Below are 16,842 nucleotides of genomic sequence, written 5' to 3' on the forward strand. Positions count from 1 at the left end.
AGCGGCCCGGGCACGGGCGAAATGTTTGTTGCGCAGTATGACCTGCAGGCGGAGCAGCACGGGCGGGCCGCTGCCTTCGGACCGCTGAACGGCGCCCGGACGCAATCGAACCGCCGGCCTAACCGGCCTGGGCCACCGCTGCGGCGCCGACGTGGCCGCCGACCATCTGCAGGAACTCCCCCTCGGAGAGGACCTCGATCCGCTGGCCGCGTTCATGCAGTTCCAGGACCCGGCGCGCCTTGCCGGTCAGCCGGCCCGAACGAAGGTCGGCCGCGACAAACCCGTCCCCCACCACCAGGACCGTGGTGCGTGCAGTAACGCGGCTCTCGGGCCGGGCGCCCAGCTCGGCGGAGCGCAGTTTTGCCTCGGGCCGCGGAATCGCCAGCTCGCCGGTGAACACGACGGTCTGCCCGAACAGGGGGTGGTCCGGTTCGGCCCCGGCGTTGGGCACCGGGTTGGCGCCCTCTTCCGGCCAGCCGGGCCGGAACGGGCGGGCCGCGGGGGCGGTGCCCTGCCCGGTGCCCTGCCCGCCGGCCAGTGCCTCGAGGGCGGACCGGGTGGCCTTGGAGAGCGGATCCCGGCGCGGGTCGAAGGCCGACTGGCGGGACACCGTCAGCCCGAGCGAGAGGTGGAGTTCCGCGATGCTGTTGGCGCCGTTGCGGGCGGCGATGTCGATCAGAATGCCGGCGCAGGCCCGGGCATCCTCGGCCGCGTCGTGGTGGTTCAGCAGCGGGACGCCGGCCTCCTCGGCGGCGTACGGCAACGAGTTGGACACCAGCGAGTAGCAGCGCCGGGACAGCATGACGGTGCAGACATAGTCGTAGGCCGGGCCGGGCAGGCCGGAAACCTCCAGGCCGGAACGGATCACACCCAGGTCGAAGGCGGCGTTGTGGGCGGCCAGCACGTCGCCGCCGATGAACGCGCCGATCTCGGGGAACAGGTCCCCGAAGCGTGGCAGGCCGGCCACCTGCTCGGGCCGGATGCCATGGATGCGCACGTTGTGGTGGTCAAAAGCGTCGTGGTTCGCCGGCGGCCGCATCAGCCAGGAGGCTTCCTCAACGACGACGCCGCCGCGCACCTTGCTGAGGCCGACGGCGCACGGCGAGCCGCGGAAGCCGTTCGCGGTCTCAAAGTCGATCGCCGTAAAGTCCAAACCCACGCTCCAAACTTTACCGCCGGATCGGGCAGAGCCCCGTCAAGTACCCTAGATAGGTGAACCCTTACACCCTGCACGACTTCGCCGTGACCACTTTCGGAGGCGCCGGACCGGTCCAGCCGCAGCTGGCCTCGTTCCTGCCCGACTGGCTCAACCCCCAGGTCTTCCTGGCCGACCCGGCGCTCGCGCCGTGGGTCGTCGTGCTGGTGTGCGGCATCATCTTCGCTGAGACCGGACTGTTGATCGGCTTCTTCCTGCCGGGCGATTCGATGTTGTTCACGGCCGGGCTGCTCGTGGCGACGGACACAATCAAGTTCAACATCTGGGCGTTCGCGGCGCTGATCGTGGTTGCCGCGATCATCGGCAACCAGGCCGGCTACCTGATTGGTTCCAAGGCCGGCCCGGCCATCTTTAACAAGCCCGACTCGAAGCTGTTCAAGCGCGAGAACGTCGAAAGCGCGCATGCGTTCTTCGAGAAGCACGGCGGCAAGGCGCTGATCCTGGCCCGCTTCGTCCCCATCATCCGGACCTTCGTGCCGGTGATCGTCGGCGTGGCCCAGATGAGCAAGCGCAAGTTCTTCACCTACAACGTGATCGGCGCCGTGCTCTGGGGCGGCGGCGTCACCCTGCTGGGCTACCTGCTGGGCGACAAGGTGCCGTGGGTCCGCGACAACCTGGACATTATCTTCATCGCGATCGTGCTCCTCTCGGTCATCCCGATCGGCATTGAAGTGATCCGCGGCTTCGTCGCCAAGCGTCAGGCCGAGAAGTACGGCACGGGCCTGGTCGAGGAATTCATCGAGGAGCACGAGCCCGAGGAAGAGCGCAAGACGCCGTAGCGCCGGTAGGGAGCAGGCAGTCCGGACACGGCCCAAAAGGAGGGCGCCCCACGGTGTGGGGCGCCCTCCTTTTACGTTGTCTTAGTCCGGCGCTACCTCCCGGCCAGGGACTCCACGATCGCCGGCAGCAGCGCCCGGAAGGCATGCCCCCGGTGGCTGATGGCATTCTTTTCCTCCGGGCTGAGCTCGGCGCAGCTGCGGTCCAGTCCGCTCGGCTGGAGCACCGGGTCGTAGCCAAAGCCGCCGGCCCCGCGCGGCTCCCGCAAAAGGGTGCCTTCCAGCTGGCCGTATTCCACCACCTCACGGGCTTCCCCGCCGGCCGACGCCGGGACCGCGAGGGCGGCGGCGCAGACAAACGCGGCGCCGCGGTAGTCATCCGGCACGTCGGAGAGCTGGTCCAGCAGCAGCCGGAGGTTCGCGGCGTCGTCGCCGTGCCTGCCAGCCCAGCGGGCAGAGAAGATGCCGGGCGCGCCGCCCAGGACGTCCACGGCCAGGCCGGAGTCGTCGGCGATGGCGACCAGCCCGGTGGCCGCCGCCACCGCCCGCGCCTTAAGCAGCGAGTTCTCGGCAAAGGTCACGCCCGTCTCGGCGACGTCGGGAGCGCCGACGGCGCCGGCGTCCACCACCTGCGTGTCGACGTCGAGTCCGGGCAGCTGCCCGCGCAGCATCTCGCGGAGTTCCCGGAGCTTGCCCTGGTTGTGGGTCGCGAGGACCAGGACCGGCCGGTCCGTACCGCTGCCGGCGGGGAGGCCGCTCACGGGGCCTCAGCCAGGGTGTCGCGCTGGATCGCGGCAAGCTGCTCCGTGCCCAGCAGGGCCAGGTCCAGCAGCTTGTTGAGTTCGTCGCGGTCGAACGGCGCGCCCTCGGCCGTACCCTGTACCTCCACGAACTTGCCCGAGCCCGTCACCACCACGTTCATGTCGGTCTCGGCCCGGACGTCCTCCACGTACGGCAGGTCCAGCATAGGCACGCCGTCGATGATGCCCACCGAAACCGCGGCGATGGTGTCTACCAGGGGCTGGGCGTTGCGGGCAATCAGCTTGTTCTCCCGCGCGTAGCGGATCGCTTCGGCCAGCGCGACGTAGGCGCCGGTGATCGCGGCCGTGCGGGTGCCGCCGTCGGCCTGCAGGACATCGCAGTCCAACACGATGGTGTTTTCGCCGAGGGCCTTAGTATCGATGATGGAGCGCAGCGAGCGTCCGATCAGCCGGGAAATCTCGTGCGTGCGGCCGCCGATCTTGCCCTTGACGGACTCGCGCGCGGAGCGGGTGTTAGTGGCCCGCGGCAGCATCGCGTACTCAGCGGTGACCCAACCGCGGCCCTCACCCTTGAGCCAGCGCGGCACGCCTTCGGTGAGCGAAGCCGTGCAGAGCACCCGGGTGTTGCCGAACTCGATCAGGGCCGAGCCTTCGGCCTGCTTGGACCAGCCGCGGGTGATGCTGATCGGGCGGAGCTGGTCGGGGGTGCGGCCATCGGCGCGGATGACGGGGGCGGTAAGAGCTTCGGAAGTCATGCCTTCCAGCATATCGACCCGGCGCCGCGCACCGCCCCCGACGCCGCCACCCTCCCGCAAATCACACCGCCCCCGCCGCCACCCTCCCGCAAATCACGTGAGGGAGGATCGGTGGGTTTCCGGTCAAACGTGAGGGAGGATCGGTGGGTTTCCGGTCAAACGTGAGGGAGGATCGGTGGGTTTCCGGTCAAACGTGAGGGAGGGTCCTGTGGGGGCCGGGGCTCAGACGGTGTAGTGCACTCCCGCGACCGCGACCGCCACGTGCTGGCCGAAGACCTCCTTGGCCTCCCCCATCACCTTCGTCGGCGACGTCCAGACCGGGATGTGGGTCAGCAGCAGCCGCCGCGCACCGGCGGCCACGGCCGCTTCGGCGGCACGTTTGCCCGTCAGGTGGACGTCCTTGATGCCGTCGTCGCGGCCCTCCTCGAATGCCGCCTCGCACAGGAACAGGTCCGCATCCCGGGCGGCGTCCTCGAGGCCGCTGCAGGAGTCGGTGTCCCCCGAGTAACTCAGCACCCGGGTGACCGGGCCGCCGTCCTTGTCCGGTTCGGCGACCTCCACCCGCAGGGCATACGCCTCCTCGACGGGGTGGTTGACCGCGTACGGGGTGACGGTAAACGGGCCCATCGCCACGGGCTTGCGCTCGGACCAGTTGCTGAAGTCGAACTCCTCATGCATGCCCGGGTCCAGGTCCAAGCCGTACGCGGTGGCCATCCGGTCCGCGGTCGCCGCGGGCCCCCAGACCGGGATCCGGCCGCGGCCCCAGCCGCCCGGCTTCCAGCGCACCGCGACGTGGAGGCCGCACAGGTCCATGCAGTGGTCCGGGTGCAGGTGGGTCAGGAAGATCCCGTCAATGTCCTCCAGGTCGGTGTACCGCTGGATGGCGCCGAGGGCGCCGCTGCCCAGGTCCAGCACGATCTTCCAGCTCCGCTCGCCGTCGTGCGCGGTCAGCAGGTAGCACGACGCCGGCGAGCCGGGCCCCGGAAAGGATCCGGTGCAGCCCACGATGGTCAGCTTCACCGGCCGGACCCCCCGAAGCCGGCCAGCGGGGAAGCCGGGGCGTCAACATCGGAGGAGACGAAGTTGGAGATCCGGGGCCGGCCGGTGGAGGCCTGCGCGGCGGCAATCATCTCCGGCGTGATCCGGGCCAGGCTGCCGGTGGGGTACTGCGCGGCGACGTGGTCCACGTGGCGGACGCTGAGCACCTCCGGGCCGAGGAAACGGCGGGCCAGGTGCTCGAACTGCGCGGCGTCGCCGGTGGCGATGAAGTGGTGTTCCGGGGCGGTGGTACCGGTGCGTTCGAGGCCGCGCGAGGCCAGGGCGCGGTAGACGTCCTTGGCAGTTTCCTCCGCGCTGGAGACCAGCGTGACGTCCTCGCCCATGACGTAGGAAATCACGCCGGTGAGCAGCGGGTAGTGGGTGCAGCCCAGCACCACGGTGTCCACGCCGGCGGCCTTGAGCGGGGCGAGGTATTCGCAGGCGACGGCGAGCAGCTCCGGGCCGGTGGTGATGCCGGCCTCCACGTAGGAGACGAAGGCCGGGCACGCCGCCGAGGTGATCTCCAGGTCCGGGGCCGCCGCGAAGGTGTCCTCGTAGGCCCGGGAGCCGACGGTGGCCGAGGTGCCGATCACGCCGATCCGGCCGGTGCGGGTGGCCGCGACCGCGCGGCGGACGGCGGGCTGGATCACCTCGATCACGGGGATGCCGTACCGGGCCGTGTAGCGTTCCCGGGCGTCGCGGAGCACGGCCGCGGACGCCGAATTGCAGGCGATGGTGAGCAGCTTGACGCCGGAGTCGACGAGTTCGTCCATCACGCCGAGCGCGTTGGCGCGGACCTCGGCGATTGGCAGCGGACCGTAGGGCCCATGCGCGGTGTCGCCGACGTACAGGATGGATTCGTTGGGCAGCTGGTCAATAATGGACCGTGCCACCGTCAGGCCGCCGACGCCGGAATCGAAGACGCCGATCGGACGCTCCCCCGGCCGGGACTCCCCGGTGCTGCCCGCTGCGGTCTCCGCCGCAGCTTGCGCTGCCGGATCCGTGCTCGATGCTGAAGTCATGATTATTCGAGGATAGGGCTTCGCTACAGGTGCAGCCATCACATTGTGTCGAGCAACTCGTGTCTGATAAGTCACAGGCGGCCGGGACGGCCGCGACCTTGCAGGCGCTACGCCTCGAGCGAGGCCAGCATCGCCTGGACCAGGGATTCCTGCAGCCAGGTGGTGAAGTTGTAGACCAGGGCCAGGTAACTTTCCACGTCCTCGGCCTGGGACCAGTCCTGCATCCGGTGGACGTGCTCGGCGTCGGCGTCGTCCCGGATGTCGAGCCGCTCGGCGAGCACCAGCCGGACGTCGTTGAGCGCGGTGGACCAGTGCCGGGCGTCCGCGGGCGTCAGCACTAGCTCGTCCTTGTCCAGGCCCAGGGCCGCGGCCTTCAAGGCGCCGATCTTGCTCTCCCGCAGCGAGCGCTCGGTGTAGCGGCGGAACTCGAGGGAGGCCTGGTCATCGTCCTTCATTACGTTGGGCAGCAGCCGGCGCAGGGCGCGGTCCGACGGCTCACGGGCTTCGGCGTCCAGCCCGACAAGCGCCGCCAGAGGATCCTGGTTGGCACGTTCCTCCGGCGCCAGCATGGAAATGACGTCATCGAAGAGGCTGCGCAGCAGGTCCCGCTCGGCCGGCTCCAGATAGCCGGTGATGCCCTTGAGCCCGTACTTGAACGCCTTAGCCACGTTTTCCCTTGCCCTTGCCTGATCCGTTGCCGCCATGGCCGCCGCTGGCCTTCTCCACCGTGGCCCACAGGCCGTAGCCGTGCATCGCCACCGCGTGCTGCTCCACCTGCTCCTTGCTGCCGTGCGCCACGATGGAACGGCCTTTCTTGTGGACCTCCAGCATGAGTTTGTTGGCCTTCGCCTCGGAGTAGCCGAAGTAGCTGCGGAACACGTAGCTCACATAGCTCATCAGGTTCACCGGGTCATTCCAGATCACAAGGTTCCAAGGGATGTCCGGGGCGGTCAGGACGTCGGTCGACGACGCTGTTCCGGTCTGGGTGCTCTCCTGGGTGTCAGGGCCGAGCGCAACGCTGAGGGTCATCTGTCCATTCTATGGGGACTCGCACTAGAGTGAATTTGTGAGTACCTCAGCTGGCTGGGACCATCCCCGCACGTCCCTGTACACCGACCACTACGAGCTGACCATGCTGCAGGCCGCGCTGCATTCCGGCGCCGCCCACCGCAAGTCGGTGTTCGAAGCCTTCGCGCGCCGGCTGCCGGACGGCCGGCGCTACGGCATCGTGGCGGGCACCGGCCGGCTGCTGGAAGGGATCGCCGACTTCCGCTTCGGCGACGCCGAGATCGACTTCCTGCGCCGGACCAAAGTGGTCAACGAGGAGACCTTGGAGTACCTGGCCAACTTCTCCTTCTCCGGCGACATCTGGGGTTACGCGGAGGGCGAGGCGTACTTCCCTAACTCCCCCATCCTGATCGTCGAATCCACCTTCGCCGAGGCCTGCATCCTCGAGACGTACATCCTTTCGATCCTCAACCACGACAGCGCCATCGCCTCCGCGGCCTCCCGCATGATCACCGCCGCCGGATCCCGGCCCTGCGTCGAGATGGGTTCCCGCCGGACCCAGGAGGAATCCGCCGTCGCCGCCGCCCGCGCCGCCGTGATCGCCGGTTTCGACAGCACCTCCAACCTTGAGGCCGGCCGCCGCTACGGGATCAAGACGGTGGGCACGGCAGCCCACTCCTTCACCCTGCTGCACGACACCGAGCGCGAGGCCTTCGAGGCGCAGATCGCCTCGATGGGCGCCGGCACCGCCCTGCTGGTGGACACGTACGACGTCGAGGCGGCCGTCCGCACCGCCGTCGAACTGGCCGGCGACAAGCTGGGCGCGGTGCGGCTGGATTCCGGCGACCTCGTGGCGCAGGCGCAGTGGGTGCGCCAGCTCCTGGACCAGCTGGGCAATGAGAACACCCGGATCATCGTCACCTCGGACCTCGACGAATTCGCCATCGCCGCGCTGCAGTCCGCCCCGGTGGACTCCTACGGCGTCGGCACCTCGCTGGTGACCGGCTCCGGCGCGCCGACGGCGAGCATGGTCTACAAGCTGGTCAGCCGCACCGACGACACCGGCGACTTCGTTCCGGTAGCCAAGGCGGCCAAGAACAAGACCAGCAAGGGCGGACGGAAGTACGCACTGCGCAAGCTCAACGAGCGCGGCACCGCCAGCCAGGAGATCGTCGGGATCGGGCACCGCCCGGACGACGACGGCAACGACCGGCAACTGCTGCAGCAGTTCATCAAGAACGGCGAGCTGCTGCCCGGCTGGACCGGGCCGGAGGGTGTGGTGCGGGCCCGGCAGCGGCACGCGGACAGCATGAAGGAGCTCCCGGCCGTGGTCAACCGGCTCCAGCGCGGCGAAGCGGCCATCCCCACCATCTACGAGGAGGACTGAATGTCCCGTGCCTTGATCATCGTTGACGTGCAGAACGATTTCTGTGAGGGCGGGGCGCTCCCGGTCGAGGGCGGGGCGGCCCTGGCCGCCGAGATCAGCGAATACGTTGACGCCCACCACGGGCAGTTCGACCACGTCGTGGCCACGCAGGACTGGCACATCGAGCCGGGCGCGCACTTCTCGGAGCAACCGGACTTCGTCGACAGCTGGCCGCCGCATTGCGTCGCCGGCACCCGCGGCGCGGAGCTGCACCCGGACCTGGACACCGAGTACATCCAGGCCTACTTCCGCAAGGGCCAGTTCACCGCGGCGTACTCGGGGTTTGAGGGGCTGCTCGCCCCGGACGACGCCGTCCCCACCGGCGACCGCAAGCCCGGGTCGCTTCCTGTCGCCGGAACCGGCGCCGGCGACGCCGCTGATGCTTTCGCCGCGGACGAGGACGCCATCGGCCTGGACGACTGGCTGCAAAGCCACGACGTCGAAGAGGTCGTGGTGGTGGGAATCGCCACCGACCATTGCGTGAAGGCCACCGCGCTGGACGCCGTCCAGGCCGGCTACTCGGTCACCGTCCCGCGCGGGCTCACCGTGGGGATCGCGGAGGACCTCGAGGACGCGTTTGCGGAGATGGAGCTCGGCGGCGTCGACCTCGCCTGAGCCCGCCTCCCCCGAACCACAGTAGACTCGGAACCCTTGCCAGTAACGTCGGACCCGTAAATTCCCGGAGTACACCATGAAGAAGACCCTGACCGTCCTGATCGCTGCCGGGACCCTGCTCGGCGCAGCCGCCTGCTCGGCCCCGAAGATGACCAACGAGGAAACCTGCGCCCGCATCAAGACCATCACCGCGTCGCCGACGTCCGGCTCGGACAAGTTCGGCATGACCCGGCTGGCGAACCAGATCCGGCCCATCGAGGCGACCGCCTCCGAGGAGCTGCAGGCTCCGCTGCAGTCGATCCTGGACTACCTGGACGAGTCCGCGAAGAAGGATTCGGACGCCGCCAAGCTTGACGAGCTCAAGGCCAAGTACACCGCGGCCGGCCAGTCGCTCTCGCAGACCTGCGGCGCCGCCCAGTAGCGGGAACACCGCAGACAAAAAGGGACCGGGTGACCCCGGTCCCTTTTTTTGCGCCCCACGGACTGCCGGGGCTGCCGCCGGCGGCTACTTCCGGCCGATGAACCAGTCCTGGAGCTTGCGCAGCCGCGTCTGCAGCTGCTCCTCGTTGGCCTGCGCCACGGGAGGGCCGCCGCAGACCGTCCGCAGCTTGGTGTGGATGACGCCGTGCGGGGTCCCGGTCCGCGCGGACCAGGCCGCCACGTTCTTCGCCAGTTCGGTGCGCAGGTCCATCAGCATCCGGTGGTCCGGCACGGCGGGCGCGGCCTCCGCCGCGGCTGCTCCCTGCGGGGAACGCTTGTTCTTGCGGTTCAGCTGCTCGTGCTGGCGCTGGCGCAGCAGGGTGCCGACCTGTTCGGCGTCGAGCAGGCCGGGGATCCCGAGGAAGTCCAGTTCGTCCTCCGAGCCCACCTCGCCGCCGGTCCCGAACTCGCCGCCGTCGAACAGCACCCGGTCGAAGGAGGCCTGCGAGTCGAGCGCCTCGAACTTGCCCTTCATCAGGGTGTCGGAGGCCTTCTCCTCGCGGTTCGCCTCGTCCATCAGCGAGTCCTCCGGGTTGAAGAGCCCGTCGGCGTCTTCCTTCTCCGGACGGTCCAGGGCGTGGTCGCGCTCGGCTTCCATGGAGTTCGCCAGTGCCATCAGCTGCGGCACGGAGGGCAGGAACACCGACGCCGTCTCGCCGCGCTTGCGGGCGCGCACGAAGCGGCCCACAGCCTGGGCGAAAAACAGCGGGGTGGAGGTGGAGGTCGCGTAGACGCCGACCGACAGCCGCGGGACGTCGACGCCTTCGGACACCATCCGGACCGCGACCATCCAGCGCTTCTCGCCGGCGGAGAACTCCTCGATCTTGGACGAGGCCTTCGCGTCGTCGGAGAGGATCACGGTGGGTGATTCGCCGGTGATCCTCTTCAACTGCCCGGCGTAGGCCCGGGCGTCCTCGTGGTCGGTGGCGATGACCAGGCCGCCGGCGTCGGGCACGGTGCGCCGCACCTCGCTCAGGCGCTTGTCCGCGCCGGCCAGCACAGCCGGAATCCACTCTCCGGCGGGGTTCAGCGCGGTCCGCCAGGCCTGGGAGGTGATGTCCTTGGTGACGGCGGCTTCGCCGAGGGACGCGGCCATCTCGTCCCCGGCGCTGGTCCGCCAGCGCATCTGGCCGGAGTAGGCCATAAACATCACCGGGCGGACCACGTGGTCGCGCAGGGCCTTGCCGTAGCCGTACGTGTAGTCGGCCTTGGAGCGGCGGATGCCATCGCGGTCCTCGGCGTATTCGACGAACGGGATCGGCGAGGTGTCCGAGCGGAACGGCGTACCGGTCAGCGACAGGCGCCGGGCCGCGGGGTCGAAGGCCTCGCGCAGCCCGTCACCCCAGGAGAGCGCTTCGCCGCCGTGGTGGATCTCGTCCAGGATCACCAGCGTGCGCGCCGCCTCGGTCTTGGCCCGGTGCAGCATCGGTTTGCTGGCCACCTGGGCGTAGGTGACCGCGACGCCGATGAAGCCGCGGCCGTGCTGGCCGTCCGCGTTCTTGAAGTTCGGGTCGATGGCGATGCCGACCTTGGCTGCCGCGTCGGCCCACTGCCGTTTCAGGTGGTCCGTCGGGGCGACGATAGTCACCCGGTTCACGACGCCGGCCTCGATCAGCATCGAGGCCACGCGCAGCGCGAACGTGGTCTTGCCGGCGCCCGGCGTTGCGACCGCCAGGAAGTCCCTGGGGTGGGTGCTGAAGTAGCTGTCCAGGGCTTCCTGCTGCCAGGCACGCAGCTTCGGCGCGGTGCCCCAGGCGGCCCGCTCCGGGTACGCGGGCGGCAGCACGGGTCCGCCAAAGAGTGTCTCTGTCACTTAGCAGGCCTCCGATCCGCACACGGCAACCGGTTCCGGAGAAGCCCAAATAAGCACAAAAACACCAATCTTTTCGGATGTACCGGACAGCAGAATCGCGGCGGATACCGCAGTGTCGGAGGGCAGCGGCGGCACAGCGCCGCCAGCCGCCGCGGATCAGGCCGCGCGGCGCGGGTGGCCTGTTTGAACGGCCTTATTTACCGGAGTCTCCGCCGTCGCCGCCCGGGCGCAGGCCCTCGTAGACCTCTTTGCACTCCGGGCAGACCGGAAATTTCTTCGGGTCGCGGCCGGGCGTCCACACCTTGCCGCAGAGGGCAATGACGGGTTCACCTGACAGGGCGGACTCCATGATCTTTTCCTTGCGCACGTAGTGCGAGAAGCGCTCCCGGTCGCCCGGCTCCACTTCCTGGCGCAGTTCCTCGCGCTCAATCGTGGCCGTCGACGTCCCGGCTCCAGAAAGCTCACGCATCGGGTCGTTTTCCAAGGGATCCGTCATGCTGGTCATGACATCCATCTTAGCCGCTGGAACAGACACCACCGTCGTTACAAACCCTGCCAGCGCGGTTTGCCGTCGTAACTGTGCCGGTAGAAGTCGGCGAGTCGCAGCGAGGAGGCCGCCGCTTCGTCCAGCAGGACCGTGGCGTGCGGATGCAACTGCAGGACCGAGGCCGGGCAGATGGCGGCGACCGGCCCCTCGGCGAGGTCGCGGACGGCCTGGGCCTTCTGCGCGCCGGTGGCGATGAGGATGACGTGCCGGGCCTCCAGGATGGTGCCAAGGCCCTGGGTGAGGACGTGGTGCGGCACCTCCGCCAAGCTGCCAAAGAAGCGGGCATTGTCCCGCCGCGTCTGCTCGATCAGGGTTTTGATCCGTGTCCGGGAGGCCAGCGAGGACCCCGGTTCGTTGAAGCCGATGTGGCCGTCCGTGCCCAGCCCGAGGAGCTGCAGGTCCACTCCCCCGGCGTCGCGGATGGCATCCTCGTAGGTCCGGCAGGCCGCGGGAATGTCGGCGGCCTGCCCGTCGGGTCCGCGGACGTTGTCCGGGCTGATGTTCACCCGGTCGGTAAATTCGCGCCGGATCACCTCGCGGTAGGCCTCGGGGTGCCCGGCGGGGAGCCCCACATACTCATCCAGCGTGAAGGCGCGGACGCGGCTGAAGTCGAGGCCGGCGCGCTCATGCCGCTGCGCGAGTTCCTCGTACACCGGCAGCGGCGAGGATCCGGTGGCCAGGCCCAGGACCGCGTCGGGCTTGCGCCGCAGCAGGGCCTCGATCGCGTCGGCGGCGAGGGCGGCGATCGGCTTGCCGCCGGGAAGGATGACAACTTCCATGAACCGCAGGCTACCCCACTGGCGCCGTTCCGGCCCGGGCCGTCGGACCCGGTCAGCGGTTGACGGCCAGCTGCGCGAGCAGTTCCGGGGTGCGCGAGTCGAACCATCGGCCGCCCAGCCGAACCCCGGCAATGAACAGGACGGAGCCAAGGACCGGGCCCAGCACCAGGGCGATCCAGCCCGGCACCGTGCTGCCGCCGGCCAGCTGCAGCGCCACGAGGGCCACCTCCGGGCTCACCAGCAGCAGCAGGACCGCCATGCCGCCGAACTGGACGGCGAGGGTCTGCGCCACGTTGCCCGGCGGTTTCTTGAACGGGCTGTCACCCGGCAGCGGCACCGGCATGGTGTAGCGCGCCGAGACCACCGAGGACAGGCCCAGCCCGGTCAGCAGGACGCCCACGGCCAGGCCAAGGATCCCGGGCAGCAGCGGCCAGTCGCCGGTGAGGAACATCGGCACGACGCTGAAGACCAGCACCACGGGGAGCGCGAAGACCAAGCACGCCAGGGCCCGCCCCAGCCTGTCCTGCCGGCCGCGCACGCCGGCGGAGACGTGCAACGCGAAGGCGGTGCTGTCGTAAGAGACGTCGGAGGAGATGGACCACGCCAGCAGGAAGGCGGTCAGTGGCCCGACGAACTGCAGGATTCCGTAGTACCCGGACTGGCTGGCCTGGAACCAGAGCAGCACCGGCAGCAGCGGCACCACCACGAGGGAGCCGGCGTAGCGCGGATCGCGCAGCCAGTAGCTCAGCGAACGGGCCACGATCGCCCCGGTGGGGGTTGCCGGAACCAGCGCGAACAAGCCCAGCCCGGAGGTCTTTTTCTTGGCGGTGCCGGCGTATGGCGGGGTGACAAGGGCGCGCTGCAACAGCAGCCTCCAGCACAGGGCCAGGCCGGCCAGGGTGGCGAGGGCGATGAGCAGCTTCAACGCGGCCGGTCCGTAGCTGCCCGCGGCGAGGTCGCCGCCGAGCGCCCAGGCCGCCCCGACGGGCGTCCACGCCACGAACCGCGCCAGCTCTGCGACCAACCCGGCGGACCCGGCGATCCCGCGGGCAACCCCGGCCACGATCGGTCCCATCAGGACCAGCGGGATCAGGAAGGCGACCGCGCTGACGTCCTTGAAGCGCCGGGAGTTGGCCAGTCCCACGGTGCCGGTGGTGACCACCCGGGAGAGCACAACGCAGGTGAGCACCCCGAGGACGGCGCCGGCCAGGGCACCGGACGCGGCAAGGAAGCCCCTGGACCAGGTGCCCACGGTGGCCAGGGCAACCAGCGACGTCGCCGCCCCCGGAATGCCGATCAGGCCGGCGAGGGCCAGGCCGGCCAGCAGCTGCGGCATCGGCACGGCGAAGGTCGTGAAGCGGGCCGGGTCCAACGTCATGTCCGCCGCGGAAGCCACCAGGGGGATAACGGCCCAGCCCAGGACCGCGGCGGCACCGCCCAGCACCACCACTGTCTGCGCCGTCCCGACGTCGGCCTGGCGCAGGAGCAGCAGCCCGGCGACGCCGAGCCCCACAATCCCCAGGGCGTACAGCGCCCCGATGCCCAGGCCCACCAGCTGCCACGGGCTGCGCCGGAGGCTGTTGCGCAGCAGGGTGAGCTTGAGCCTCAGAAGGTGCGCAACCATTCCAGCCCTTCCGTGTGGCTGCGGCCGCCCACCAGCTGGACAAAGCGGTCCTCCAGTGACTCGCCGGCGCGGACCGCGTCGACGCTGCCGGCGGCGAGCACCCGACCCCCGGCCACGACTGCGACGTGGTCGCACATCCGCTGCACGAGGTCCATCACGTGGCTGGAGACGATGACCGTGCCACCGGAGGCGACGTAGCGGTCCAGGATGTCGCGGATGTTGGCGGCGGAGACCGGGTCCACCGATTCGAACGGTTCGTCCAGCACCAGCAGCCGGGGCGCGTGGATCAGTGCGGAGGCGAGGGCGATCTTTTTGGTCATACCCGCGGAATAGTCCACCACCAGCGTGCCGGCGTCCTGGCTGAGGTCCAGGGCCGCGAGCAGTTCCGCCACGCGCGCCGCCACCACCTCCCGGTCCATGCCGCGCAGCAGGCCCGCATAGCTGACCAGCTGCTCGCCGGTCAGCCGGTCGAAGAGCCGGACGCCGTCCGGCAGCACGCCCATCAGCTTCTTGGCCTCCAGCGGGTGCTGCCAGACATCCACACCGTGGACCAGTGCGGTGCCGAAGTCTGGCCGCAGGAGCCCGGTGGCCATGGACAGGGTGGTGGTTTTGCCCGCGCCGTTGGGGCCGACGATCCCGTAGAAGGAGCCGGCCGGAACGTCCAGGCTGATGCCGTCGACGGCGATCTTTGTGCCGAAGCGCTTGGCCAGCCCGCGCAGCGCCAGCGCGGGGACGGGCGGTTGCGGGTGCGGTTGTTCGAAAGTCATGTCGTTAGACTAACTGCCGCCGGCCGGTGTGCCGGCCTAGAACGTATGCCGCGGAATGGCGCGCTCATACTGCGGCGGCCAGGCCAGCTCGTGGCCCAGCTCGAACGCCGCGCGCAGCCACCAGTGCGGGTCCCGAAGCGCGGCCCGGGCGATGAAGACACCGTCCGCCTGCCCGGTGGCGACCGCGTGCTCGGCCTGGCCTGCAGAGGTCAGCAAACCGACGGTGCCGGTCCGGACGCCGGCTTCGCGCCGGATCCGGGCGCTGAAACCGGTCTGATAGCCGGGGCCCACCGGGATGGACTGGTGCGCGACGGCCCCGCCGCTGGAGACGTCCACGAGGTCCACCCCGTGTTCGCCCGCAGCGCGGGCCAGCCGCACCGAGGCCTCGGCGTCGATGCCGCCCTCGGCCCAGTCGGACGCAGAGATCCGCAGCAACAGCGGCATGGACTCGGGGATGACATCCCGCACGGCGTCGATGACAGCCAGCATCAGGCGGTTGCGGCCCTGTTCGTTCCCGCCCCAGCTGTCCGTGCGGTCGTTGATTAGCGGGCTCTGGAACTGGTGCAGCAGGTAGCCGTGGGCGCCGTGGATCTCGATCGTGTCGAAGCCGGCGTCCACCGCGCGGACGGCGGCGGCGGCGAAGTCGGCGATCACGCCGTCGATCTCCTCCACGGTCATCGCCGACGGCGGCGCGTAGCCGTCAAAGGCGCCGGTGCCCGGTCCCACCGTGGTCCAGCCGCCGTCGGAGACGGGGACGGTGCCGGTCTTGCCGGAGAACGGCCAGTAGGAGGACGCCTTGCGCCCGGCATGCGCCAACTGGGTGCCGATCTTGGCGCCGGCGGAGCCGTGCCGGTGCACAAAGTCGACGATCCGCTGCCATGCCTCGGCCTGGGCATCGTTGTAGAGGCCCGCGTCCCGCGGGCTGATCCGTCCGGCGGCGTTGACGGCGGCCGCCTCGGTCAGGATCAGGGCGGCTCCCCCTGTGGCAAAGGAGCCCAGGTGCATCAGGTGCCAGTCGGTGGGCACGCCCTCGCCGGTCTCCGGTTCGCAGCTGTACTGGCACATCGGCGAAACCCAGCCGCGGTGCTCGAGCCGCAGCGAGCGCAGCTCCAGCGGTGTGAACAGTGCCGACCCCATTAGAACAGCACCCGGGCGAGGTTCTGCCGGGCCTTGGCGACCCGCTCGTCGGACGTGCCCACGACGTCGAACAGCTCCAGCAGGCGCACCCGGGCGGTTTCGCGTTCCGGGCCGAAGTTCCGGCCGATGAAGGCCACGATCCGGCCGAGGCCGTCCTCGACGTGGCCGCCGGCGATGTCCAGGTCGGCGACGGCGAGCTGGGCCTCAAGGCTGTCCGGTTCCTCGGCGGCCCGGCCGCGGAGGGCCTCCGTTTCCGCGGCGGACAAGGCCTGCAGGCGGCCCATGAGCTCCACCTGCGCCAGTCCGGCCTTGGCCTCGGCATCGGCCGGCATCTCGGTCAACGCCTGCCGGTAGGCCGCGGCCGCGCCGGCGTAGTCGCCGGCTTCAATCGCGTCAAAGGCTTTCTGGTGCAGCGGCGGCAGCGGCGGAGCCTCGGGCTCGGCCGCGCCGGGGCCGCCGGCACCGATCCGGCCGGTCACGCCGTTGGCTGCCGCCACCTTGAGGAGTTCGTCGAAGAGGCTGCGCACCTGTTGCTCATCGGCGCCGCCCTGGAACAGCGGCACGGGCTGGCCCTTGACGACGGCGACGGCGGTCGGAACGGCCTGCACCTGGAAGGCCTGGGCGAGCTGGGGGAACGCTTCGATGTCGGCGGCGCCAAGGACCAGTTGGCCGCCGTAGCTCTCCACGATCTGCTCCAGCACGTCCACCAGCTGGGCGGAGCCGGGCGAATAGCCGGCCCACAAAGCAATCACCACGGGGACCTGGGCGGAGAGATCCACCAGCTCCTGGAAGTTGGCCTCGGTGACGTCCACGCGCAGCGGCGCGGCGGAGCCGCCGTCGGGTGCAGCGGCACCCGGCGCGCCAGCTCCGGGGGCCGGCGGCCGGCCCGCGCCCGCGGGCGGCGCAGGGCGCTGCTTCAGCGAGGAGAGATCGACGGCGCCCCGCAGGTTAAGCGGGTTGGCCGCAGCTGGAGGGACCGGACGGGAAGCTGGCGAAGTCATGGCTCCACTCTATCCACTACGCCCCGCACAGCAACGACCGGGCCGCAATGGCGGCCCGGTCGTTGTTGGTGCGCTGC

General features: G+C 70.0%; 18 protein-coding genes. 4 read left to right on the forward strand and 14 right to left on the reverse strand.

Annotated elements, in window-relative coordinates; all coding sequences use genetic code 11:
- Positions 1-118: 118 nt before the first annotated feature.
- On the reverse strand, positions 119-1,159 hold the full coding sequence (locus AC1MED_RS12065; protein ID WP_479783477.1) for a 3'-5' exonuclease: 1,041 nt from the start codon (positions 1,157-1,159) through the stop codon (positions 119-121).
- Positions 1,160-1,227: 68 nt separating this feature from the next.
- Between AC1MED_RS12065 and AC1MED_RS12070 the strand changes: the two genes are divergently transcribed.
- On the forward strand, positions 1,228-1,995 hold the full coding sequence (locus AC1MED_RS12070; RefSeq protein WP_479786667.1) for a VTT domain-containing protein: 768 nt from the start codon (positions 1,228-1,230) through the stop codon (positions 1,993-1,995).
- Between the two features lie 92 nt (positions 1,996-2,087).
- Here AC1MED_RS12070 and rdgB read toward each other — a convergent pair whose 3' ends face one another.
- The 6 genes from rdgB to clpS form a co-directional block, all read right to left on the reverse strand.
- Entirely contained in the window at positions 2,088-2,753 is a 666-nt protein-coding gene (rdgB, locus tag AC1MED_RS12075) for an RdgB/HAM1 family non-canonical purine NTP pyrophosphatase (protein WP_479783479.1), read from the reverse strand.
- Positions 2,750-3,508 carry a ribonuclease PH gene (rph, locus tag AC1MED_RS12080; RefSeq protein ID WP_346959193.1) on the reverse strand — a complete coding sequence of 253 codons (759 nt, stop codon included), beginning with the start codon at positions 3,506-3,508 and terminating at the stop codon, positions 2,750-2,752. Before rph ends, rdgB begins: the two co-directional genes overlap by 4 nt.
- Before the next feature lie 222 nt (positions 3,509-3,730).
- Positions 3,731-4,528, reverse strand: a complete 798-nt coding sequence (locus AC1MED_RS12085; protein WP_479783480.1) for an MBL fold metallo-hydrolase — start codon at positions 4,526-4,528, stop codon at positions 3,731-3,733.
- On the reverse strand, positions 4,525-5,607 hold the full coding sequence (gene murI / locus AC1MED_RS12090; protein WP_479783481.1) for a glutamate racemase: 1,083 nt from the start codon (positions 5,605-5,607) through the stop codon (positions 4,525-4,527). Before murI ends, AC1MED_RS12085 begins: the two co-directional genes overlap by 4 nt.
- A 68-nt stretch (positions 5,608-5,675) precedes the next feature.
- Complete coding sequence (locus AC1MED_RS12095; RefSeq protein ID WP_346959190.1) at positions 5,676-6,236, reverse strand: DUF2017 domain-containing protein; 561 nt, start codon at positions 6,234-6,236, stop codon at positions 5,676-5,678.
- A complete protein-coding gene (clpS, locus tag AC1MED_RS12100; RefSeq protein WP_346959189.1) occupies positions 6,229-6,597 on the reverse strand; it encodes an ATP-dependent Clp protease adapter ClpS in 369 nt (122 codons plus the stop codon). The genes AC1MED_RS12095 and clpS overlap by 8 nt, the downstream gene beginning before the upstream one ends.
- Before the next feature lie 37 nt (positions 6,598-6,634).
- Here clpS and AC1MED_RS12105 point away from each other — a divergent pair, with 37 nt between their 5' ends.
- The 3 genes from AC1MED_RS12105 to AC1MED_RS12115 all read left to right on the forward strand — a co-directional run bounded on the left by AC1MED_RS12105 (position 6,635) and on the right by AC1MED_RS12115 (position 9,038).
- Positions 6,635-7,963 (forward strand): nicotinate phosphoribosyltransferase, encoded by a 1,329-nt coding sequence (locus tag AC1MED_RS12105; RefSeq protein WP_479783482.1) that lies wholly within the window; start codon positions 6,635-6,637, stop codon positions 7,961-7,963.
- A complete protein-coding gene (locus tag AC1MED_RS12110; RefSeq protein WP_479783484.1) occupies positions 7,964-8,617 on the forward strand; it encodes an isochorismatase family protein in 654 nt (217 codons plus the stop codon).
- A gap of 76 nt (positions 8,618-8,693) precedes the next feature.
- Positions 8,694-9,038, forward strand: a complete 345-nt coding sequence (locus tag AC1MED_RS12115; protein ID WP_346959186.1) for a hypothetical protein — start codon at positions 8,694-8,696, stop codon at positions 9,036-9,038.
- An 84-nt stretch (positions 9,039-9,122) separates the two neighbouring features.
- Here AC1MED_RS12115 and AC1MED_RS12120 read toward each other — a convergent pair whose 3' ends face one another.
- From AC1MED_RS12120 to AC1MED_RS12150, 7 genes are all read right to left on the reverse strand, one after another.
- A complete protein-coding gene (locus tag AC1MED_RS12120) occupies positions 9,123-10,910 on the reverse strand; it encodes a DEAD/DEAH box helicase (protein ID WP_479783486.1) in 1,788 nt (595 codons plus the stop codon).
- Positions 10,911-11,103: 193 nt separating this feature from the next.
- Positions 11,104-11,415: a DUF3039 domain-containing protein gene (locus tag AC1MED_RS12125; protein ID WP_441417371.1), complete on the reverse strand. Its 312-nt coding sequence runs from the start codon at positions 11,413-11,415 to the stop codon at positions 11,104-11,106.
- Positions 11,416-11,453: 38 nt separating this feature from the next.
- The gene (gene nagB / locus AC1MED_RS12130) at positions 11,454-12,236 is read right to left on the reverse strand and encodes a glucosamine-6-phosphate deaminase (RefSeq protein ID WP_479783488.1); all 783 of its coding nucleotides are present in this window, start codon (positions 12,234-12,236) and stop codon (positions 11,454-11,456) included.
- A 52-nt stretch (positions 12,237-12,288) separates the two neighbouring features.
- Positions 12,289-13,860: a transporter gene (locus tag AC1MED_RS12135; RefSeq protein ID WP_479783489.1), complete on the reverse strand. Its 1,572-nt coding sequence runs from the start codon at positions 13,858-13,860 to the stop codon at positions 12,289-12,291.
- The gene (locus tag AC1MED_RS12140; protein WP_346959181.1) at positions 13,842-14,627 is read right to left on the reverse strand and encodes an ABC transporter ATP-binding protein; all 786 of its coding nucleotides are present in this window, start codon (positions 14,625-14,627) and stop codon (positions 13,842-13,844) included. The genes AC1MED_RS12135 and AC1MED_RS12140 overlap by 19 nt, the downstream gene beginning before the upstream one ends.
- A gap of 36 nt (positions 14,628-14,663) precedes the next feature.
- A complete protein-coding gene (locus AC1MED_RS12145) occupies positions 14,664-15,764 on the reverse strand; it encodes an NADH:flavin oxidoreductase/NADH oxidase (RefSeq protein WP_479783491.1) in 1,101 nt (366 codons plus the stop codon).
- A complete protein-coding gene (locus AC1MED_RS12150) occupies positions 15,764-16,765 on the reverse strand; it encodes a co-chaperone YbbN (protein ID WP_479783492.1) in 1,002 nt (333 codons plus the stop codon). The genes AC1MED_RS12145 and AC1MED_RS12150 overlap by 1 nt, the downstream gene beginning before the upstream one ends.
- Between the last annotated feature and the right edge of the window lie 77 nt (positions 16,766-16,842).

Source organism: Arthrobacter sp. BI5 (genome assembly GCF_056680065.1).

Excerpts from the sequence above, each read along its gene's own strand:
- rph (WP_346959193.1), bottom strand. The coding sequence starts at position 3,508 with ATGACTTCCGAAGCTCTTACCGCCCCCGTCATCCGCGCCGATGGCCGC.
- murI (WP_479783481.1), bottom strand. The coding sequence starts at position 5,607 with ATGGCTGCACCTGTAGCGAAGCCCTATCCTCGAATAATCATGACTTCA.
- clpS (WP_346959189.1), bottom strand. The coding sequence starts at position 6,597 with ATGACCCTCAGCGTTGCGCTCGGCCCTGACACCCAGGAGAGCACCCAG.
- AC1MED_RS12110 (WP_479783484.1), top strand. The coding sequence starts at position 7,964 with ATGTCCCGTGCCTTGATCATCGTTGACGTGCAGAACGATTTCTGTGAG.
- AC1MED_RS12115 (WP_346959186.1), top strand. The coding sequence starts at position 8,694 with ATGAAGAAGACCCTGACCGTCCTGATCGCTGCCGGGACCCTGCTCGGC.
- AC1MED_RS12125 (WP_441417371.1), bottom strand. The coding sequence starts at position 11,415 with ATGACCAGCATGACGGATCCCTTGGAAAACGACCCGATGCGTGAGCTT.
- nagB (WP_479783488.1), bottom strand. The coding sequence starts at position 12,236 with ATGGAAGTTGTCATCCTTCCCGGCGGCAAGCCGATCGCCGCCCTCGCC.
- AC1MED_RS12135 (WP_479783489.1), bottom strand. The coding sequence starts at position 13,860 with ATGGTTGCGCACCTTCTGAGGCTCAAGCTCACCCTGCTGCGCAACAGC.
- AC1MED_RS12140 (WP_346959181.1), bottom strand. The coding sequence starts at position 14,627 with ATGACTTTCGAACAACCGCACCCGCAACCGCCCGTCCCCGCGCTGGCG.
- AC1MED_RS12145 (WP_479783491.1), bottom strand. The coding sequence starts at position 15,764 with ATGGGGTCGGCACTGTTCACACCGCTGGAGCTGCGCTCGCTGCGGCTC.
- AC1MED_RS12150 (WP_479783492.1), bottom strand. The coding sequence starts at position 16,765 with ATGACTTCGCCAGCTTCCCGTCCGGTCCCTCCAGCTGCGGCCAACCCG.